At 44.8% G+C, this 21,458-nt stretch carries 19 protein-coding genes; 9 read left to right on the plus strand and 10 right to left on the minus strand.

Annotated elements, in window-relative coordinates; translation table 11 throughout:
• The 6 genes from NFR61_RS07090 to NFR61_RS07115 all read left to right on the plus strand — a co-directional run.
• Nucleotides 1-2,313 (plus strand): glycine-rich protein (locus NFR61_RS07090; protein ID WP_251622098.1); only part of this gene is annotated, 2,313 nt, incomplete at its 5' end.
• 172 nt (nt 2,314-2,485) lie between these two features.
• Complete coding sequence (locus tag NFR61_RS07095; protein ID WP_251622099.1) at nt 2,486-3,040, plus strand: NUDIX hydrolase; 555 nt, start codon at nt 2,486-2,488, stop codon at nt 3,038-3,040.
• Between the two features lie 23 nt (nt 3,041-3,063).
• A complete protein-coding gene (locus tag NFR61_RS07100) occupies nt 3,064-4,398 on the plus strand; it encodes an ATP-binding protein (RefSeq protein WP_251622101.1) in 1,335 nt (444 codons plus the stop codon).
• A gap of 117 nt (nt 4,399-4,515) precedes the next feature.
• Nucleotides 4,516-5,193, plus strand: coding sequence for a TrmH family RNA methyltransferase (locus tag NFR61_RS07105; protein ID WP_251622110.1), 678 nt, complete (start codon nt 4,516-4,518; stop codon nt 5,191-5,193).
• A gap of 14 nt (nt 5,194-5,207) precedes the next feature.
• Nucleotides 5,208-5,966 (plus strand): hypothetical protein, encoded by a 759-nt coding sequence (locus NFR61_RS07110; RefSeq protein WP_251622111.1) that lies wholly within the window; start codon nt 5,208-5,210, stop codon nt 5,964-5,966.
• A 24-nt stretch (nt 5,967-5,990) separates the two neighbouring features.
• Entirely contained in the window at nt 5,991-7,883 is a 1,893-nt protein-coding gene (locus tag NFR61_RS07115; RefSeq protein ID WP_251622112.1) for a dipeptidyl peptidase 3, read from the plus strand.
• A gap of 39 nt (nt 7,884-7,922) precedes the next feature.
• Here the strand turns inward: NFR61_RS07115 and NFR61_RS07120 are convergent, their stop codons facing one another.
• The 6 genes from NFR61_RS07120 to NFR61_RS07145 form a co-directional block, all read right to left on the minus strand.
• On the minus strand, nt 7,923-8,984 hold the full coding sequence (locus tag NFR61_RS07120) for a hypothetical protein (RefSeq protein ID WP_251622113.1): 1,062 nt from the start codon (nt 8,982-8,984) through the stop codon (nt 7,923-7,925).
• A gap of 11 nt (nt 8,985-8,995) precedes the next feature.
• The gene (locus NFR61_RS07125; RefSeq protein WP_251622114.1) at nt 8,996-9,508 is read right to left on the minus strand and encodes a hypothetical protein; all 513 of its coding nucleotides are present in this window, start codon (nt 9,506-9,508) and stop codon (nt 8,996-8,998) included.
• The gene (locus NFR61_RS07130) at nt 9,489-10,046 is read right to left on the minus strand and encodes an RNA polymerase sigma factor (protein WP_251622115.1); all 558 of its coding nucleotides are present in this window, start codon (nt 10,044-10,046) and stop codon (nt 9,489-9,491) included. The genes NFR61_RS07125 and NFR61_RS07130 overlap by 20 nt, the downstream gene beginning before the upstream one ends.
• A 138-nt stretch (nt 10,047-10,184) precedes the next feature.
• A complete protein-coding gene (gene tpiA, locus NFR61_RS07135; RefSeq protein ID WP_251622116.1) occupies nt 10,185-10,949 on the minus strand; it encodes a triose-phosphate isomerase in 765 nt (254 codons plus the stop codon).
• A 25-nt stretch (nt 10,950-10,974) separates the two neighbouring features.
• Nucleotides 10,975-12,222, minus strand: coding sequence for a BT_3928 family protein (locus tag NFR61_RS07140; RefSeq protein WP_251622117.1), 1,248 nt, complete (start codon nt 12,220-12,222; stop codon nt 10,975-10,977).
• Between the two features lie 12 nt (nt 12,223-12,234).
• The gene (locus NFR61_RS07145; RefSeq protein WP_251622179.1) at nt 12,235-12,789 is read right to left on the minus strand and encodes a DUF1599 domain-containing protein; all 555 of its coding nucleotides are present in this window, start codon (nt 12,787-12,789) and stop codon (nt 12,235-12,237) included.
• 133 nt (nt 12,790-12,922) lie between these two features.
• On the opposite strand from NFR61_RS07145, the gene folP reads away from it, so the two are divergent.
• Nucleotides 12,923-13,774: a dihydropteroate synthase gene (gene folP / locus NFR61_RS07150; protein WP_251622118.1), complete on the plus strand. Its 852-nt coding sequence runs from the start codon at nt 12,923-12,925 to the stop codon at nt 13,772-13,774.
• On the opposite strand, the gene NFR61_RS07155 is transcribed toward folP, so the two are convergent.
• Genes NFR61_RS07155 through NFR61_RS07170 form a run of 4 tightly spaced genes read right to left on the minus strand, consistent with a single transcriptional unit; the run spans nt 13,754 to nt 18,671 of the window.
• The gene (locus NFR61_RS07155) at nt 13,754-14,299 is read right to left on the minus strand and encodes an RNA methyltransferase (RefSeq protein ID WP_251622119.1); all 546 of its coding nucleotides are present in this window, start codon (nt 14,297-14,299) and stop codon (nt 13,754-13,756) included. The genes folP and NFR61_RS07155 overlap by 21 nt on opposite strands.
• Nucleotides 14,300-14,318: 19 nt before the next feature.
• Nucleotides 14,319-15,647, minus strand: a complete 1,329-nt coding sequence (gene miaB / locus NFR61_RS07160; protein WP_251622125.1) for a tRNA (N6-isopentenyl adenosine(37)-C2)-methylthiotransferase MiaB — start codon at nt 15,645-15,647, stop codon at nt 14,319-14,321.
• A gap of 28 nt (nt 15,648-15,675) precedes the next feature.
• Complete coding sequence (locus NFR61_RS07165; RefSeq protein ID WP_251622126.1) at nt 15,676-17,157, minus strand: OmpP1/FadL family transporter; 1,482 nt, start codon at nt 17,155-17,157, stop codon at nt 15,676-15,678.
• A gap of 26 nt (nt 17,158-17,183) precedes the next feature.
• Nucleotides 17,184-18,671, minus strand: a complete 1,488-nt coding sequence (locus NFR61_RS07170; RefSeq protein WP_251622127.1) for a hypothetical protein — start codon at nt 18,669-18,671, stop codon at nt 17,184-17,186.
• Between the two features lie 159 nt (nt 18,672-18,830).
• Between NFR61_RS07170 and proS the strand changes: the two genes are divergently transcribed.
• Together proS and mutY are read left to right on the plus strand one after the other, a co-directional pair.
• The gene (gene proS / locus NFR61_RS07175; protein WP_251622128.1) at nt 18,831-20,306 is read left to right on the plus strand and encodes a proline--tRNA ligase; all 1,476 of its coding nucleotides are present in this window, start codon (nt 18,831-18,833) and stop codon (nt 20,304-20,306) included.
• A 9-nt stretch (nt 20,307-20,315) separates the two neighbouring features.
• Nucleotides 20,316-21,377 (plus strand): A/G-specific adenine glycosylase, encoded by a 1,062-nt coding sequence (gene mutY, locus NFR61_RS07180; protein WP_251622130.1) that lies wholly within the window; start codon nt 20,316-20,318, stop codon nt 21,375-21,377.
• The last annotated feature ends 81 nt before the right edge of the window (nt 21,378-21,458 follow it).

Consider the following 21,458-nt stretch of genomic DNA (forward strand, 5'->3'; position numbering starts at 1 on the left):
TATGTCGCCATCCATGCCATTGAGATGGCATATATCCCCTATGGCAGTTACTATCTTGGAGATAACTATTCCGCATACAGTTTTGCAAAATCGGGCATATCTCCCTGCCTTATTGACTCGGAGGATGCGGTAACCCTGAATACAGTTAATCCGACGTCTACTTCAGTCACACTACCCGCTGCTTTCCCCAAAGGGTATAATGGTTTCTATATCATGAAGTATGAGACGAGCCAGGAGCAGTATATGGAGTTTTTGAATTCCCTCACGTTGGAGCAGCAGAAGACACATGTGGCCAACAATGATTTTGCCAATATGCAACGTGGAGACTATGTTTTCGGGGATATTGCCACCCCTACGCGTCGGAATGGTATTGTCTTTATCGAGCAAAAAAAAGAAGGAGTGCCTGCTGTATTCGGCAACAACCTCAATCCGGCAAACGATCTCTTCTCCCCAGATGATGGGCAGACACTTGCTTGCAATTATCTCTCTCCCTATGACATGCTGGCCTATTGCGACTGGAGTGGACTGCGCCCCATGAGTGAACTGGAATATGAAAAGGCGTGCCGACGCCTTTATCCCCAGATTCCGGAAAAGGGAGAATACGCCTGGAACAGCAATAACGGCGTCAATCCCCTGACCGATGAAGACGACCTACTTTACCCTGGTGACGAACGGGAACAGTCCCTCAATGAAGATCACAATGTAAACAGCGATTATTTTCTCAATGGGCCTGTACGATGCGGACTGTTTGCCACTTCTTCCACCAGTCAAATCCAGGCTGGCGCTACTTGTTGGGGCGTCATGGAAATGAGTGGTAATTTAGCTGAACTATGCTATATCGCATCAACAGCCGCAAAGAATTTTGATTACAGTATTCCCTATTCCCACGGAGATGGAGAACTGACTGCCGACGGCTCGGCAGATACTGATGTAGACTATTGGCCGACCGCTGCTGGAGCTTTTGGAACTCGAGGCGGAGGCTATAATAACCCGGATAGCCTGCTGCGAGCTTCCAACCGCACAAAAGCTCAAGGAACTACTCTTTCTTCCATTACTTCAAGATCTGCTTTTCACGGATTTCGCGGAGTACGTTCTGTGGAAAAAGCTACAGGACTCGATGGTGGTACTATTTTGTGTCCCAATAATACAACCCGTGATACCATCTGTGCTAATGTGAGTGTAAAATTAACGGGTGTTCTGCCGAACAACAACGTCGGGAAACTTTCATACTCTTGGTACTACAGTTCCGATAACGGAAGTTCATGGACATTATTTTCAGGGAGTACAGGAGCCGACTTGCATGTTTCTTGCCCAAATACGACGACGACATACAAAATATATAAAATGAAGCGGAAAGTCACTTGCGCCGTAGGCGTGGCTGAAGCCATAGCTACCCTCTATGTCGCTCCTAATCCTTGGCCAAGTTCAGTGGAAACTATTACCAATAAGCCCCCATTATTCACGTCCTTCACGGTTGATTCCAGATGGGGTAATATGCCGCAAACGCATTGGAAATTGGATACACCTCCCGCAGGAATATCCATTTCTAACCAAGGGCTTGTTACGGGCTTGACCGCTAATTCTGTTTTCTGGACAAACGTAACGGTATCATCCGATAAGTGCCCGGGAATAGAATATACCAAGAAACTCGTCATACAACGTGAATTCTCCTCCGGCACCTCAACTTCCATCATGCTTGCACCAGGTGAATACGTCATGGAATGTTATGGTGCACAAGGAGGACGCGGTAGAACGAACTGGACGTTGAATCATTACGGAGGATACGGAGCCTATACCAAAGGCACAATACAATTATCCAGTAATCAAGTATTTTATGCCTACGTAGGGGAACAAGGACATAATGATGGTATATGTGCAGGGGGAGTGGGAGGTTGGAATGGCGGAGGAACTGGAGGACGTGATAAAAACTGTGACAATAACCAGGAACCTGGAGGCGGAGGTGGAGGTGTTTATAAGTATGATGGTTATTCAGGAGGAACCCTATCCGCTACAGGAGGAGCCAAACAGAATTCCGGTTATGCTTTCGGATATGGACAGGATGGTGCTACGTATAATGGTGGTTCCGGAGGAGGAGGATATTATGGAGGTTATTCTCAACAGTCCGATAGTGGTTACGGCTATGGCGGTTCTTCCTTTATTTCCGGTTACAGTGGATGCGACGCAGTAAATTCAAGTGGAAGCCACACGGGGCAATCCATACATTATTCCGGATTGCAATTTTACAATGCAAGCATGACGGCGGGTACAAGGTCCGGCGACGGTTTGGTCAGAATCAGCCCCGTTGTTCCTTAATTTAAAACAACGATTTCCTTATGGGTAAGGAAAAACATTGACGAAAACACGCTATCAGGAAAGCAAAGGGTACCGATATATTCGTATATCGGTACCCTTTTTCTTTTGTTGCTTGATTGGGGGTATTTTGTACCTTTGCATGAGAAATGAAAATTTAGCGTGGATAAATATTATGGAAGAAAAGGAAATAAAAAAGTGGAAGTTATTGTCGTCTGAATATCTTTTTCAGGAGCCGTGGCTGACGGTGAGGCGGCAGCGCATGGAACTGCCTAACGGGGCGATTGTGCCGTCTTATTTCGTGCTGGAATATCCGGCGTGGGTTTGTACGATAGCCCTGACAAAGGAGGGGAAGATGGTGATGGTTCGCCAGTATCGGGCGGGTATAGAGAAAGTGTTGTTGGAACTGTGTGCGGGTGTGGTCGATGCGGGGGATGCTTCTTTGACGGATGCGGCGAAAAGGGAGTTATTGGAGGAAACGGGATATGGCAACGGGACGTGGAAGCTGTTTATGACGACATCTGCGAATCCGGGAACGCATGCCAACCTGACCTACTGTTTTCTGGCGACGGATGTGGAGAAAGTCGAAGAGGCGCATCCGGAACGGACGGAGGATTTGTCCGTGGAATTGTGTGAACCGGAAGAGGTGTTGGAAATGTTGCAGAACGATGAAGTACTGCAATCCATGCATGCGGCTGTACTGTGGAAATACTTCTATAACCGGAAATAGTTTTTTGAAAGGAAAGGGAATATATGAATGAAAATCAGAATATAGAATGGAAAGAGAATTGGCGGGATGAATATTTGAAATGGATATGTGGTTTTGCCAATGCTATGGGCGGTAAGCTGTACATAGGTATGGACGATAGCGGGAAAGTTGTGGGGGTTGCCGATGCCTCAAAACTACTGGAAGATATTCCCAATAAAGTACGCGATGTGTTGGGTATCGTTGTGGATGTAAACCTGCTGGAAGAAAACGGACAGAAGTATCTTGAGATAGATGTGCCACCATATTCTAATCCGATTAATTATAAAGGTCAGTATCATTATCGCACTGGTAGTACAAAGCAAGAGTTGAAAGGAACTGCATTAAATCAATTCATTTTGCAGCGGACAGGTAAGCACTGGGATGAATTCCCTATAGAGAGAGCCCAAATAGAAGAATTGTCGGTAAATGCGTTAAATCGTTTTCGTAAAGAAGCTGCAAGAAGTGGACGTGTAGACAAGGGTGTCTTGAATGATACGACAGAACACTTGTTGAGTGATTTACGTTTGATTGATGATGATACCAGGCATTTGACGCGTGCAGCTTTGTTGCTGTTCCATCCCGAACCAGAAAGGTTTGTTAATGGTGCATATATTAAGATTGGTTTCTTTCGGGATGATAAAGGTAATTTGGAGTTTCAGGATGAAATTCACGGTCCTTTGATGGAACAAGTGGATAAAGCGATAGATTTGATAAAGACTAAATATTTAATTTATCGTATTTCTTATGAAGGTATTTCCCGGCGCGAAACTCCGCAGTTTCCGCTTGAAGCATTGCGGGAGTCGTTGATGAACAGCATTGCCCATAAAGACTATGCTAGTGCCGTACCTATACAGATAAGCGTATTCCCCGACCATATAACATTTTGGAATGCCGGGCAGCTGCCGGAAAATTGGACAATGGAAAGACTTTTTGAAAGTCACCCCTCCTCTCCGTATAATCCATTAATCGCCAATGCTTTTTTTAGAAGTGGGGATATTGAAAGTTGGGGACGTGGTTATAAACGTATTATGGATGCCATTGAGGAGTATAAACTCCTTCCGCCCATTTTAGAAATGCTCAATGGATTAATGATTACTTATTATACAGATGTGCGTTCACAGTTAGCGGCACAGAATGTGGAGGAAAAATATATACCTATTATCGAATATGCTGTAAAGAATGGAAGTGTAACCAATTCTGATGTACAGAATATTTTAGGGATAAGTAAGTCTACAGCCTCTCGTGTATTTCAACAATTAACGGATTGGTTAGATATACAAGGTACAACAGGGAAAGGGACTTATTACATCGTAAAGGGCTCACAAAGGGTTCATAAGTGAGACCGTTTTATTGGTGTATTCTTGTATTTATATGAAATACAAAGTATTGTAAAAGATACAAAGGGCTCACAAAGGGCTCATGGAAAGTGCGTGATTAGGAATATGAATGAGTAAAATATGAAGACAGAACGGGAGCAATTAGAGTATTTGCGGAATTTCGTGACGGACGAGAAGAATGCGCTTTTTGACCGGCTGATACGGGAGCGGACTGATTATGTGACGCTGGTGCTGGAGGATTTATACCAGTCGCACAATCAGAGCGCGGTAATGCGTACGGCGGATTGTATGGGAATACAACATGTGCATATTATAGAAAACCGGAATAAATATGATACTTCGTCTACGGTGTCGCAGGGTGCACGGGAATGGCTGACGCTGCACCGGTACCGCGGTGAAAAGAATAATACGCCTGCTGCTATCCGGCAACTTCGGGCGGAGGGGTATCGTATTATTGCAACGACGCCTCATACGAATGATGTGTTGATTGATGATTTGGATTTGGAAAAGGGAAAAATGGCCTTCTTTTTCGGTACGGAACTGACCGGCTTGTCTTCTGATGTATTGGAACAGGCAGATGAGTTTGTGAAAGTGCCGATGTATGGCTTTACGGAGAGCCTGAATGTGAGCGTATGTGCGGCGTTGCTGATGTACAGCGTGATGCAGCGATTGCACAAGGGAAAGCTGGCGTGGCGGATGGATGAGGAACAGAGAGTGAAAGTGGCGCTGCAATGGTACAAACACTCGATAAAGGCGTCCGGTGAGATTTTACAGCGTTTTGAGGAGACGGATAAATAAAATTACAGGAAAGTATGAGAGGATTTATTTTCGGGATATTGTTGTTTTGGTGGGGAGGAGCAGGGGGGCAAAATGCCGTGCAGGACAGTATGGCGGTATGTATGCAGAAGATTACCGAGGTATCCGGTGATAGTCTGCGATTGGCATATAGTGATAGGTTGGCGGAGTGGATTGGAAAGCTCGGTGTGGGAGAATACGACGCGACGCAGGGGATTAAATATTTGGGATACAAGCCCTGCCGGAATGCGAAAGCGGAATTGTTTTCCTGGAGTATACCTTTGTCCAAGGGAGCGGCTTATTACAATTATTTTCTTTTTGAGGATAAGAAAAAGAGTGTATTGCTGAAGTCATTACCGGGAGACGAGACGGGGGTACCTCCTTATCTTTTTTATGATTTTTGGGCATTTGATTCCAATAAGCGGGAGTATTTCGTTTTGCTGGGTTGGGGAGAGACGACAAAAATCAACAGGAAGGCCATTTTGATTGCCGAGTTCACGCCTTCCGGTAAGGTTAATTTTAACCGGCGTTTGCTGAAGCGGGGAAATTCCCGGAGTGCTGCTATGAGTTTCGAGTATGGCAAGGGAATGAGTATGATGTTGAAACAGGATAAGAACGGGAAACGTATTATTTTTGACCATCTTTCTCCCGGTGAGGAAAAATATGAGGGAGCCTGGATGTTTTACGGTCCCGACGGGACTGTGAATGCCTTTGAGTTGAAGAAGGGAGAATGGCAATGGAAAGAAAAGCTGAAGGACAGAGAACTGGTGAATTAAACGGATAGGAATCAAAAGAGATATATGCGGTTTGAGAATTACGTTGCGGAGCAATTCGACGATATTCGTATTTTGCGGTATCAGGTGCCGGCATTTGAACGGCTGGCGTTAAAGGAGAAATTGTTTGTTTACTACTTGAGCCGGGCGGCATCGGCGGGTCGGAATATTCTGTGGGATCAGAACAATAGGTATAATCTGGCGGTACGGGAGGTGTTGGAAAAAGTATTGCGGGAGTATAAGGGAAACCGTGATTGCGATGAATTCCGCGCTTTTACGGTATATGCGAAAAAGGTATTTTTTGCCAACGGCATACATCACCACTACTCAATGGACAAGTTTACGCCGCTTTTTTCACCGGATTATTTCCGTATGCTGTTGGAGGAAACGGGGCAGGCGGATAAATACGGGGCTCTGGAACGCGTATTGTTCGACGCTGGATACATGGCGAAGCGGGTGGTATTGGATGAGGGGAAGGACTTGGTGCAGGCTTCTGCGAATAATTATTATCAAGGGGTGACTCAAAAGGAGGCAGAACGTTTTTATGCGGGCAGGGAACAGCACGGCGATACTCCTGTGTCGTGGGGATTGAATTCGACGTTGGTGAAAGCGGAGGGCGAAATAAAAGAGGAGGTTTGGAAAGTTGGAGGAAAATACGGGGAGATTATAGAAAATATTGTCTATTGGCTGGAGCTGGCGAAAGCGTATGCTTACAATGAGCGGCAGGCTAAGATAATAGAGCTGTTGGTAGCGTATTACCGGACGGGAGATCTGGCGCTGTTCGATGCCTATTCGATAGAGTGGCTGCAAGAGAAAGAGGCTCCGGTGGATTTTATCAACGGATTTATCGAGGTTTACGGTGATCCTCTGGGACTGAAAGGCAGCTGGGAATCCGTGGTCGAGATTGTGGATGAGGAGGCCTGCAGGCGTACTGAGAAATTGGCGGAGAACGCGTTGTGGTTCGAGCGTCATGCGCCCGTGGAGGAACGCTTTAAAAAGTCGGTCGTATCGGGAATAACGGCGCGTGTCATGCAGGTGGCGCAGCTGGGAGGCGATTGTTACCCGGCGACTCCTATCGGCATCAACTTGCCCAATTCCGAATGGATACGGGAGCGTCATGGAAGCAAGTCGGTTACCTTTGATAATATTACCTATGCGTATGACAGGGCTTCCCTGAATTCGGGCGTGACGGATGAATTCGCCTATTCGGAGGAGGAAAAGGAATTGGCTCGCCGATACGGTTATCTGGCAGGCAACATACACACCGATTTGCATGAGTGTCTGGGACACGGTTCCGGCAAGATGCTGCCCGGCGTGACGACGGATGTCCTGAAAAACTATTACTCCACGCTGGAGGAGGCGAGGGCGGATTTATTCGCTTTGTACTACATGATGGACCCGAAACTGGTTGAATTGGGGATTATGCCTTCCGCCGAGGTCGGAAAGTGTGAATACAACAGTTACATCCGGAACGGACTGTTGGTCCAGCTGACAAGAATAAAACCGGGCGATAAGCTGGAAGAGGCGCACATGCGCAACCGGCAGCTGATAGCGAAATGGGCGTATGAACAGGGACAGGCGGCAGGTGTGATAGAGAAAATAAACGAGGAGGGGAAAACCTATTTCGTTGTGCGGGATTACGGCGCTCTGCGGGAGCTTTTCGGCAGATTGCTGGCAGAGGTGCAGCGTATCAAGTCGGAGGGGGATTATGAGGCTGCCAGAAAGCTGGTGGAAACGTACGGCGTGGAAGTGGACAGACGGTTGCATGAAGAAGTGCTGCGGCGTTACGGCAAACTGAATGTGCCTCCTTATGCCGGATTTATAAATCCCGAATACCGTTTGGTAAAAGAGAACGATCGCATCGTGGATGTCGCGATAGTTTATCCGGAGGATTACCTGCAACAGATGCTGGCGCAATAAAAAGAGACACCGGAAAAACCTCCGGTGTCCGCATGGTTTTTATCTTTCAAAGACAATATCCGCGAAATGATTGGAAATTGTAATTTTAGCCGAGGGAGAGGAGGAAGGACCTGCCACTGTCCCCGTAATGTTTTTGGCGAACCGGTCGTTTTCATCATTGAAGGTAATGTTATGAAATTTTAAATCGCCGCATTTTATATTTCCGTAGCGGGTATATAGTTTAGCCCAAAAACTGTGTTGAGGCGTGACAACCAGAGTTATGGGGGTATAAGAGGCTTGGATATTGATTTCAGAGAAATCAGGCGCTATTTTGTTAATTCTTAATTTCCCGTATTTGATATCGGAGGCAATGAAACTCTGTTTCAATTCCTCAATCGTGAAATTGGAATAACCCGTAGTCATTTTCAATGAGCCCAGACTCTTGATTTTAAAATTGTCGTATTTTGAGTCGAGTTGTATTTTATTGACACTGCCTATTTTGCTGTTGGAATAGCCGCTGGTTAATTTCAGGACATCCACTTTTGTAAGTGTTAAATTGCCGTATTTGATTTCCAGGTCGATTTCTTTGGCTTCGTCGATGTTGGCATTGCCGTATTTGACCTCGATGCTATTCGATTCACCCAGTAATTGATTGGCCGTCAGGTTTCCGTATTTCAAATCGCATTGGAAAGAGCGGTCGGTACGGTTTAAAGTGATGTTGCCGTATTTGTTGATTAAATTCAGATACACATCAGTCGGAACATTTATGGTGTAGTGGACTGTCGTTCCGCAGTTATTGCAGCTGCTGAAGCTTTTGTCTTTAAAAACGGTCGTCGCAGAGATTTTTTTCCCGTTTTTATTGAAATCGATGGATACTCTGTCTGCCAGTTCCTGGGCTATCTTGGCTTTTTCTCCCTTTCCCGTGATTTCGACAGTAAATGCAACTTTGTTTTTTCCCCATTCTGAGATGGTAAGATTCCCGTACTTGTTATTAACCATGACCTCGTCATTGGCGGAAACGGGAAATTCTTTGGTAATAGTCCGCTTTACTTCTTCGATAGCCCATACCGAGAAGGAGAGAAGCAAAAGGATTGCAGTGAGAATAACATGTTTTGTTTTCATGATTTTTTTATTTAAAGGTTATTATTTCTATGAGGTACATCTTCTATGATGGAATAAATGTGCTGCAATGTTTCCATTCGGCTCTGGTAATGCAAAACGATAAGGGAGATTTGCTCTTCCGTTGTCAGGGAACCATTGGCAGTCAGAGACTCGTCGCTGTCTTTGAGGATAGCGCACAGGTCTTCCATGACTTCCTGCCGGTTGGAAATATCCAGTTTATTCAGATTGTCCTGAATCTTATCGATTTCTTCTTTTAATTGGAGTTTATAATATCCTGCCACCTCTGCTACCGATTCTGTTTCGACAGGCGAGACGCTTTGCATGCGGGTGAATTGGAATATCAACGTAACGGCCAGCATAGCGGCGATGGAAGAAGTTGCTATCCACCGGTAAAACTGACGGGTACGCCGTTGCTCGTTACGGGCTAATTTTTCTTCAAAGCGTTCAAAGTGTCCGACAGGCGGGACGGCATGGTCGAATGCTTCCCGATTGCGGTTGATTTTATCAGTTAAGGAGATTTTCATGGTTGTAGTGTTCTTTAATGAGGTTAATCAATTTTTGTCTGGCTCGTACAAATTGAGAGCGGATAGTTGAAGCCGATAAATTCAGACGTTCTGCGATTTCTGCGTATTCCATGCCTTCAATCAGATGAAGCGATAGAATCATGCGGTAGCCTTCCGGAAGTAGTTGCATCATTTTTTCAATGGCTTCCAGGCGGATTTCGTCCTGTAAATACTCTTCCGTTTCCGATTCCAGTGTGGCGGAATATTTGTCATCCAACTCTATGAATTTGATTTTGCGTTTTCTGTAAAGGTCGATGGAGCTGTTGATGGCTATCCGTTTCAGAATCTTTTCCATACTCAAGGTATCTTCTTCTATGAGTTCTGGTTTATTCAGGACTTTTAGAAAGCTCTCCTGCATGATTTCTTCCGCTTCCTGTTGATTCCCTAAAATGCGGAGACAACTGTTGTATACGCTTTTGTAAAACATCATATAGAATTCCAGTTGCGCCCGTCGGTCTCTTTTACGGCATCGGTTTACTATGACTTTATAACTGTTCATCGTTCGTTCTTCTGTCTGTATGACGTAACAGTATGTCGTTTTGCTGCATGCAAGATTAAAAAAATGAAGTAATTTGAATAAAATAAATAATCCGGCAAATATCGACTTGCCGGATTATCTTTTAATTATTTGAAAGTCTTAGTGTTTTGAACGGGCAGCAACAATAAGGCTGAAGTCTTCGGCTTTCAGGGATGCTCCGCCGATTAATCCGCCGTCTACGTCCGGATTGGTGAAAAGTTCGTCAGCATTTTTGGCATTACAGCTTCCGCCGTACAGGATGGATGTATTTTCGGCAGTTTCTTTGCCGTATTTCTCTGCCACCGTTTTACGGATGAAAGCATGCATTTCCTGTGCTTGAGCAGAGGTGGCCGTTTTACCCGTACCGATAGCCCATACCGGTTCGTAAGCGATAATCACATGAGCGAATTCTTCATTGGAAAGATTGAATATACCGTTTACCAATTGTGATTTTACCACTTCAAAATGTTTTTCGGTTTCTCTTTCTTCCAATACCTCGCCTACACAGAAAATAACATCCAATTTATTTTCCAACGCACGAGCCACTTTTTTTACCAGAATAGCATCCGTTTCTCCGTAATAACTTCTTCTTTCGGAATGTCCCAGGATAACATAGCGGCTTCCCGTAGAAGCAACCATGGCTGCGGAAACCTCACCCGTGAAGGCACCGGATACTTCTGTCGCACAGTTTTGTGCAGATACGGCAATAACCGGGTCTACAACTTTGGCAACTTCAGCCAAATGAATAAAAGGAGTGCCTACGATTACTTGCACGTTTTGAGCATTCAGAGCTTTTACTTTGGCATTTACCTCTTTGGCGAGTTCGATACCCTCCTGAAGAGTTTTATTCATTTTCCAGTTTCCTGCAACAATTTTTTTTCTCATGATGATTATGTATTAATGTTAAATATTAAACTTTCGCTTTTTTGTACTTCCGTATCATATAGAGAAACAATACGGACAAATAAAGTAGAATCAAGGTATAGACAACATATTTGTCGGTAGTATTCCGGTGTTCGTTGAGACTGTATGCCAACAAGTCTTTATCTCTAAAAACATCCAGTTCAGGTATGTCGCGGTCGCCCCATTTATTGATAACGGAACCCTTTTTCAACAGCACCAGTCCCGGATTAGAGCGGACAATTGTCTTTAACTGTATTTCATCCATACTGCAAAACTCGTATGGAATATGATACAAAGATGCTAATTGTTGAATCTTATCACTGTTGGAAGCGGTCAAACCGTAGAAACGGTAACCCTTCTCACGGGCATAAGCAGATAATTCATTGAGTTTATCCAAATTGTCAGTGGAAACTTTATCCAGATTATATGCAACCACCAGGAAAGTATAATTTTCATCTTCAAGCACTTCATCGGTAATATCGCCGAGACTCGGGTGTTCCATGACAAAATCGTGAATCGGGGCTTTGAAACCTTCTTTGATTAACTTCTGCTCGGAACTGTGGAACTCCCAGTTAAGTGTGTCTTGCCACGGATAATTGGTTTCATCGAATTCCTTAACCTCGCCTGTATTTTTGTTTTTGTAATTGAGCGTAATTTTATATTCGTCGCGGGGAGCTCCCTCCGGAACAACCATACCTTCCGGAATGTTTTTGCCTATAGCGTAAGGGCGGAAATCAAGGATAGGCAGATGACGGTAACAATAGAATTCTATGCAAAGCATGAAAATAATTGTGCCTACCAGCAATACCGTCTGTTCCAAAAAGTTGAAAATGGATTTATACCGTTCGCGTTTGAAAAAGATAATCAGTACCATTGCCAGCAGGACAACGTTTTTCCAGAACGTTTCCCAATTGGACAAAACCCAAGCATCTCCGAAACAACCGCAGTCTGTCACGGGATTCTTAATTGCCAAGACTAGTGTTAGCGGAGTGAATATCGCCATAAAGAATAATGCGCCCCATGCTGCCCATTTCGTTTTGATATTGAGAAAAAGGCATATACCGATTAAAAATTCGGCCAGTGATAAAACGAAAGAAAAGAATAAAGCGGAAAAATTCATCCATCCCATGCCGAAAGCATTGAAATAATCAATGAATTTATAGTTTGAGCCTAGCGGATCAACTCCTTTTACAAAGCCGGAGAAAATAAAAACTATTCCGACAAGAATTCTGCAAATATTCATTAAAATCTTCATCTTTTTCGTTTTTTATTTATCTAATGTATTCTCTTTCTCAATAACAAGCCGGATTAAAGCAAATACGGCATAGTTTATCATATCATAATAATTCGCATCGATGCCTTCCGAAATCAGCGTATCTCCCTTAAGGTCTTCAATCTGCCGGGTACGGTTGATTTTCATGAGAATCAAATCCGTATACGAACTTACACGCATGCTTCTCCACGCCTCATCGTAGTCGTGGTTCTTATTCTCCATGAGCTTGCGGGCTTCATGGAAATAATGCAGATAACGTTCCGCGATGACCTGTTGGTTATCATCGGCATTGGCTCCCATTTCCAGTTGAATAAGCCCCATGATGGCATAATTGATAATACCGATAAACTCCGGAACGATGCCCTCGTTTACCTTCGTTATGCCTTTCTCCTCAATACAACGGATACGGTTTGCCTTGATAAAAATCTGGTCAGTAATGGAGGTCGGGCGCAAGATACGCCAGGCCGTTCCGTAATCGTGCATTTTCTGCATAAAGATGTTACGGCATACCTCAATAACCGCTTCGAATTCTTTAGGCGTTTCCGATATAGGCTTGGATTGGGTCATCTTTTGAACTTTTGAAACAAAGGAACTATGAAATATCAAAAACTAATATTTATTTTGAAGCCGTAAAAGTAGCAAAAAAGGAATCGCAAGTCAATATAAATCGCAAAATTTACGTATGATGAAAACGCCGCAATTGGGATCCCGTCTGTTGGATATCTCCAGGCCCGTCGTAATGGGTATATTAAACGTAACGTCCGATTCTTTTTTTGACGGGGGACGCTATGAAACGGAAACGGCAATCGTTGCACGTATTCATCAAATAGTGGAAGAAGGAGCGGGCATCATAGACATCGGTGCTTATTCCACTCGTCCCGGAGCGACGGATGTGGATGAGCGGGAAGAACTTACCCGTCTGGATGCCGCTGTGGAGTTGGTGAGGAAATACTTCCCGGAAGTGCCGGTATCCATAGACACCTTTCGTGCCGGGGTGGCCCGTGACATCAACCGTTGTTTGGGGCCTGTCATCGTAAACGACATATCGGGCGGGACTATGGATCCGGACATGTTTGGATTTATAGCGGAAACCGGTTTGCCTTACATCATGATGCACATACAGGGAACACCGCAGACAATGCAGAAAAATCCGGAGTATCGGGATGTTGTGGAAGATGTATATCATTTTTTCGAGAAACGCATACAAGTGCTCAATGCGGTCGGATTTGATAATATCATCATCGATCCCGGATTCGGGTTCGGAAAGAATTTGCAGCACAATTATGAGTTGATGAATCGGCTGGAGGTATTCGGAAAACTGGATTATCCGCTACTCGTCGGAATCTCTCGGAAATCCATGATATTCCGCTTGCTTGGAACATCGCCGGCAGAGGCCTTGAACGGGACAACCGTATTGAATACCGTCGCTCTGTTGAAAGGTGCTTCTATTTTGCGGGTGCATGATGTAAAAGAAGCCGTGGAAGCGGTAAAAATAGTTGCACAAATGGGGGATTTACCGTTTCAGCCGGTTTAACAATGGACGGGTAAGTTCCCACAGAACAATACCGACACTGACCGCAATATTAAACGAATGTTTCGTACCGAATTGGGGTATCTCCAGACAACCTTCCGAGCGGTCAATCACTTCTTGCTGCACGCCTTTTACCTCATTCCCGAAAACAATGGCATACTTGTCGGAATCATTTATCCTGAACTGCTCGAGCGAGCAGCTGTTCTCCGTCTGTTCCGCAGCAAAGATTCGGAATCCTGCTGTTTTGAGTTTCTCAACAACTTCGGTTGTATTTTGAGCATATTCCCAGGCAACGGAATCCTCAGCACCTAAAGCTGTTTTATGAATTTCCCGGTTGGGCGGGGTAGCGGTAATGCCGCACAGATAAATCTTTTCAATGCGAAAAGCATCCGAAGTACGGAAAACAGAGCCTACATTATTCAGACTCCGTATATTATCCAGCACAATAACCAATGGTAACTTCTCAGCTTCTTTAAACTCCTCCGTACTAATCCGGTTTAATTCATTACTTTCTAACTTGCGGAACATTTTCGGTAATTTAAGGAATTTAGCTTTCTTCTTTTACTCCGAGCAGGGTAGCAGAGGTACAATCTACCACTTTCACACGCACGAATGTGCCCGGTTTAATATCTTTGGCAGGAAAAACAATAACCTTATTCTGACTGCTTCGTCCAAACATTTCTTCTGTATTTTTCTTAGAAATCCCCTCGACCATGACTTCAAAAGTTTTGCCAATATCCCGCTTGTTACTTTCCAGTGATAACCGGGTCTGTAATTCGATAAGCTCCTGTAATCTCCGTCCTTTGTCTGCTTCACTGACATTATCAGGGAGGCGTTTGGAAGCCGTTGTTCCGGGACGTTCCGAATATTTGAACATATAAGCCAAATCGAATTCTACTTCTTTCATTAAATCCAGTGTTTGCTGGTAATCGGCTTCACTCTCATTGTGGAAGCCTACAAATACATCGGTAGAGATACCACAATCCGGAATAATTCGACGGATTGCGGCAATTCGTTCCAGATACCACTCCCGCGTGTATTTTCGGTTCATATCTTTTAATACGGAATTGCTTCCGGATTGGACGGGTAAATGGATAGCTCTGCAAATATTGGGATGTTGGGCGATAGTTTCCAGAATTTTGTCACTCATATCTTTCGGGTGAGAGGTTGCAAAACGGATGCGCATTCCCGGAACGGTACGAGCCGTTAAATCCAATAAACCAGGGAAATCGACTTCCGTACCTTCCCCTTTGTATAAATAAGAATTGACATTCTGGCCTAACAGCGTTACTTCCTTATAACCTTTGGACTGCAAATCGATAACTTCATTGATAATGCTTTTGGGACTCCTGCTGCGTTCCCGGCCACGAGTATAAGGCACGATACAGTAAGTGCAGAAATTATTACACCCCCTCATGATAGAAACGAAACCCGAAATCGCGGTCTCGTCAATGCGAGACGGGCAAATATCCTTGTAAGTTTCCGTCTCGGAAAGGGTAATGTTAATGGCTTTTTCGCCCCGTTCGGCTTTCTCGATAAGCAACGGTAAATCCATATAGGCATCCGGACCGACAACAAGATTTACATTCTTCTCTTCTTCAAACAACTTTTCTCCCAATCGTTCCGCCATACAGCCCATAATGCCGATTAACAAATCCGGCTTTCTTTTCTTGATTTCCATAAAGCCTTCGATTCTTCCGCGCACTCGTTGTTCCGCATTTTCCCGCACGGAACACGTATTTACGAGAATCACATCCGCTTCATTTTTTTCCTGGGTATGAACAAATCCCTGGTCTTTCAGGATAGCCGCCACCACCTCACTGTCCGCCACATTCATCTGGCAACCGTAGGTCTCGATATAAAATTTTTTTGCCATAATCTCTTTTTACGGCTACAAAAATAATCTAAAATCTTATACCAAGTGTAATGCGGGCTTCATGATTATTATATTTATTGCTTACAGCCTCCGAGACAACATCATATTGGGCGTCATCCGGATCGAGGTAACTGTAAAACAACGTCGTATCTTTAGAGAACTTATACAGATAAGCCACATCGCAATAGAACTGGCCGAAATTCAGACCGAAACCGGCGGAAACCGTCTGTAATTTATGTAGGTCCTTATCGTATTTATACGGACTGGCATAACAGGAATAGCCGCCCCGCAGGCTGAACAGGCTGTTATAGCGGTACTCGGCACCGATTCGGACATTGTGTGTACTTCTCAGATACCGTTTAATATCATTATTTGTACCTGTACCGGCTTCCGAATCATAGAAATCGTAATTCCCGTCTCCGTTGCTTAACTTGGCGGAAGTGTAATCGATATACTCATAATCGACGCTGAGAATCGCTTTCTGCTGAATAACTGTTGCGATGCTTAACAAAGCCCTCCACGGCGTACGCAACTCATAATCGAATTTGTATTCGTAAGGTTCACTTAAATAATTGTAATAACCTTCTGCATCCGGTGTCTTATAGGATGAAAACATGTCGCAATAAAACCGGTCGGTCATCGAATAATAAGTCGGAGTATGTATAGCTGCTCCTAAACGCAATTCGGGAATAGGACGGTAGATAACGCCGAATTTTACATTGGTACCGACACCGGTCGTCTTTAATTGCTCCATGTAGTCAAAATAATTGAGTTCATAGGGATTGTCTTTATCTGGTGTTTCCGTATACATCGATTTGGATTTGTAATAAATGGATTGCAGACCGATAGACAAGCCGAGATACAATTTATCCTTGTAGTTGGTACCGACCGAAAAAGTATATTCTCCCTGGTAGCCGTCTTCCTTAATGGTTTTCCATTGGTTGGCACCGATAAAGGCGGGAGAATAAAAACCGGTGGCATCGTCCATCAGAATAACATTCGATTGGGAAGCGATGTCCTCCATGATACTGGGTGCAAAATCATATTCAATATCATAATTGGCTCGATGCGCGATAGCCTGCGAAAATGAAGAAAGGGAGTGGGCGACATACTGGTCTGTATGCCGGTTGAAATTATTCATATTCGTATAATTAATACCGAAATTGAATCCCCGCCAGTCGAAATCGGGACTGTAAAAAACGATAGCGGCACCCAAATCTCCCAATTGAAACGAATTATCGGTCGCAGACCGACCGTCCGATTTCGTATTTGAAAGCAAAGAAGAAAGCGTAAGGCTTATTTCTGATTTCCGGAAAACACCGATACCGGCTGGATTGGAAGAAAGTACGGACAAATCACCGCCTAACGCTCCGAAAGCACCGCTCATCGCAGTGGAACGTGCCGTACCGAAATTCGTGGATTGTGAAAATCGCACCACATCCGTTGTCGTTTGGGCAAATCCCCCGATAACAAGGAACAATAAAATCGTCAGGAAATATAGCGTTTTCATATCTTTATATATTAAAACCATACATTTTATCTTCTGCCACCGGAACGGTTCGTCGTACGGGCTGGAGTTGTTGCGCGTGAGCCACCCGAATTAGACGGAGAATACACCTTCGGTGCGGAATAAGTACTCCGGCTCTGATTATAAGAACGGGTAGAATTCCGATTATAGAAACTATTAGTACCATTGTTTCCCGAACTGCTGTTATTGTATGTCGGACGGGTATTCGTTGTCGGGCGTTGGTAAGTTTTTATATTTCCGTTTTGATTGGTCGCGGCCTTATTATTGGTAGTCGCGGGGCGGGTATAACGGCTGGCGTTATTCGTCGAGCCTGTCGTACTGCTGTTGGGACGGGTTACGGTCGGACGACTGTTGCTGTTAGTAGGTCGGGTCGTTCCGGGACGTACTGTTTGGGTATTCGGGCGTACAGTGCCGGTACCCGGTCTGCCATTATTATAATTCGGTCGGGTAACGGTCGTATTATTCGGTCGGGTTGTTTGGCTACCGGGATGAACATTACTACCGGGACGGCTGTTGTTATAATCGGGACGTGTAGTATTGCCGGGACGATTGACACCGGGGCGCAATCCCACGGAACTGTTGCCGTAACTCGGACGGAGATTACCCGGCCTATTCGGGCGGTTATTGGCGGGCGGAGCCCAATTTGGGTGATGGCCTGCATAATGCGGGTAATACGGGTGCGGATGATGCCAATGAGGATAATAATGGGAACCCCACCAGGGACGGTTCCAGTTGTTCCAATAGGGTGAGTAACCGTACCAACCGTCATACCACGGACGATAAAATCCCGAATTCCAGCCGAAACCGAAACTCCAGCCGGGACGGCTCCAACCGAAACTCAAACCGACATTGAAATGGCTGTCGAAAGCCCAACTGTCATAAAACGGTTCATTCCATACCACCGTCCAGATATATTTCGGGTAAGTGCCGAACAAAAAAGTATTGTATAGCTGGACATTACTTGAAGTGGGAAACCACCAGTAACGGCCGTTATCAGTATAAACATTCCATTCCGGACTGAACGACAGATTCATGGCAATATCCTGACCGTTGGCCACAAAACCGAAACCTTCCGGATATTGGCTGATAATGCGCGCAGCCTCCTGCAAATCGCTATTGGTGCCATTGAAGCCACCAATCCAATAGCCCGTATTCTCATACAAAATTGTCGTTTGTGCCGACATCGGGTCCAGGAGAACACTTTCCGCATGAGCGGCGAGCTCGGAAGTACTTATCTGTTCCGTCCTCACTCGCTGTCGGTTGATGACAACAGCGCTGTTATCTTCCGGATAACGCTCGGAATAACTTTCCCGATTGGCTTGGGCATACATATCGATATTCTGCCCTGTAACACTTTCCACCTCTTTAACCATCAAAGGTTTTTTATTCGGAGCATAATAGATGTCATCTTCAATAGATGTACTCATGGTTTGCATGGAAGAACAAGACCAGGCAAAAAACAGTGTTAATACGGATACATAACAACGTGTTCTCATACGCAATAGATTTTATTCAATAAATAATATATCAAAAACCGTACCACAATATGTAACGATAGCTGATACATTGCATTGTTCTGATAAAATTAGCTATTTAAGAATTAGAATCATATTTTTTTGCCTAAATTTGCACCTGTTTTATCAAAAAATAAGAAGATGGCTAAGTTTTTAACATCAAGAAACGAAGATTATTCGCAGTGGTATAATGAATTAGTGACGAAAGCCGGATTGGCGGAACCCGCAGCCGTAAGAGGATGTATGGTCATCAAACCCTATGGCTATGCAATTTGGGAAAAGATGCAACGGCAACTGGACCAGATGTTTAAGGATACGGGACACGTAAATGCCTATTTCCCGCTGTTGATACCGAAATCTTTCTTTGCTAAAGAAGCTGACCATGTAGAAGGATTTGCAAAAGAGTGTGCGGTCGTAACCCATTACCGTTTGAAAAATGACCCAAACGGGGGAGGGGTTATCGTAGACCCGGATGCGAAACTTGAAGAAGAATATATCATCCGTCCCACATCGGAGACAATTATATGGAATACATATAAAAATTGGATACAATCATATCGTGATTTACCTATCTTGTGCAACCAATGGGCAAACGTAATGCGTTGGGAAATGCGTACACGCATGTTTTTGCGTACGGCGGAATTCCTTTGGCAGGAAGGCCATACTGCTCATGCAACACGGGAAGAGGCCTTGGCGGAAGCAAACAAAATGGTGAGAGTATATGCCGAATTTGCCGAAAAATGGATGGCTGTGCCCGTCATCATGGGGAGCAAGAGTGAAAATGAACGCTTCGCGGGCGCTTTGGAAACTTTTACTATCGAAGCATTGATGCAGGACGGAAAGGCATTGCAGGCCGGGACATCCCATTTCCTCGGACAAAACTTTGCCAAAGCCTTTGACGTCATGTTTACCGACCAGACCGGAAACCGGGATTACGTATGGGCGACTTCTTGGGGAGTATCCACCCGTTTGATGGGAGCCCTGATCATGGCACACTCCGATGACAACGGACTGGTATTGCCTCCGAAACTGGCACCGATACAGGTTGTGATAGTGCCCATTTACAAGAGCGAAGAAGGATTGCAGCGCATTACGGCAAAAGTGGAGGGTATTGTGCAGGCACTGAAAGCAAAAGGAATCAGTGTAAAATATGATGACCGCGATACGCAGAAACCGGGCTGGAAATTTGCCGATTACGAATTGAAAGGTGTACCCGTGCGTTTGGCTATCGGGGAACGCGATTTGCAGAACGACACGGTAGAGGTGGCAAGAAGGGATACATTGACCAAAGAAACCGTAGCTGTTGCCGGTATAGAGGAATATGTAGTTAAGTTATTGGAAGACATACAACAGAACATCTATAAAAAAGCCGTAGCTTTTCGGGATTCCAAAATCACCAAAGTAGACTCCTACGAAGAGTTTAAATCCTTGTTGGAAACCAAAACCGGATTCTTCTTGTGTCATTGGGACGGAACACCCGAAACGGAAGAACGCATCAAAGCGGAAACCAAAGCGACCATTCGCTGCATCCCGTTTGATTCACCGGAAGAAGAAGGAAAATGTATGGTTACGGGCAAACCTTCCCGCCGGAGAGTATTGATAGCAAAAGCATACTAAACTCGGTTTGTGAAAAACTTCTTTTCCGGTATATTGCTCCAATGGTATGAGGAAAATCGTCGGGACTTACCGTGGCGGAATACCACAGACCCTTATTTGATTTGGATTTCGGAAATAATCCTGCAACAAACCCGAGTGGTGCAGGGAATGGACTACTACTTCCGTTTCGTAGAGCGTTTCCCCGATATACAATCGCTGGCGGAAGCCGACGAAGACGAAGTGTTGAAATACTGGCAAGGCTTGGGCTATTACAGCAGGGCGCGGAATCTGCATGCCGCGGCGCGGGATTTGATGACCCGTTTCGGCGGGTGCTTCCCTGAATCTTACGACGAAGTCAGGTCACTGAAAGGAATAGGAGCTTATACGGCGGCCGCAGTTTGTTCCTTTGCATGGCGTTTACCGTATGCCGTCGTAGACGGGAACGTATATCGCGTATTATCCAGAGTATTCGGCATTGACACCCCGATTGACAGCCACGAAGGACAAAAACGTTTTGCCGAATTGGCCTCCTCCTTATTGGATAAAACGCATCCCGATTTATATAACCAGGCAATCATGGACTTCGGCGCTATCCAGTGCCTGCCGCAGTCACCCGATTGTCTTTTTTGTCCCTTTCGGGACAAATGTGAGGCTTACCTGCAAGGAAAAGTGGCGCAACTGCCTGTAAAAGCCGGAAAAACCACCGTCAAGCCCCGTTACTTCAACTATTTGGACATACGCTGCGGCGACCGCTTATTGCTTTCCCGCCGTTCTGCCAAAGATATCTGGCAAAACTTGTATGAATTTCCCCTCATAGAGACCGAACGGGATATGGAGTGGCAGGAATTGGTGAAAGAACAGCAGTTTCTAGAACTATTTCAACATATTCCGGAAGTAAAAGTGCAGCGGCAATACCCCGTTTTCAAACATGTACTTTCCCACCGGATTATTTATGCCCGATTTTATACAATTGAAGTGTCGAAATTTACCTCTGCCTTTTCTGCTTATCTCGAAATCTCTGAATCTGATTTGGAGAAATATGCTTTTCCCCGTTTGATTACACTTTATTTGGAAAAATCTGATCGGCAATAAATAATAGAAACTTGATGTTTTTTTGAAATCCGTAGGTAACTTGGGGGATAAATTTTGTTGATTTTGAATATTATTATATTT

This window comes from Odoribacter lunatus, assembly GCF_943193135.1.
In the GTDB taxonomy this organism is placed as follows: Bacteria; Bacteroidota; Bacteroidia; order Bacteroidales; family Marinifilaceae; genus Culturomica; species Culturomica lunata.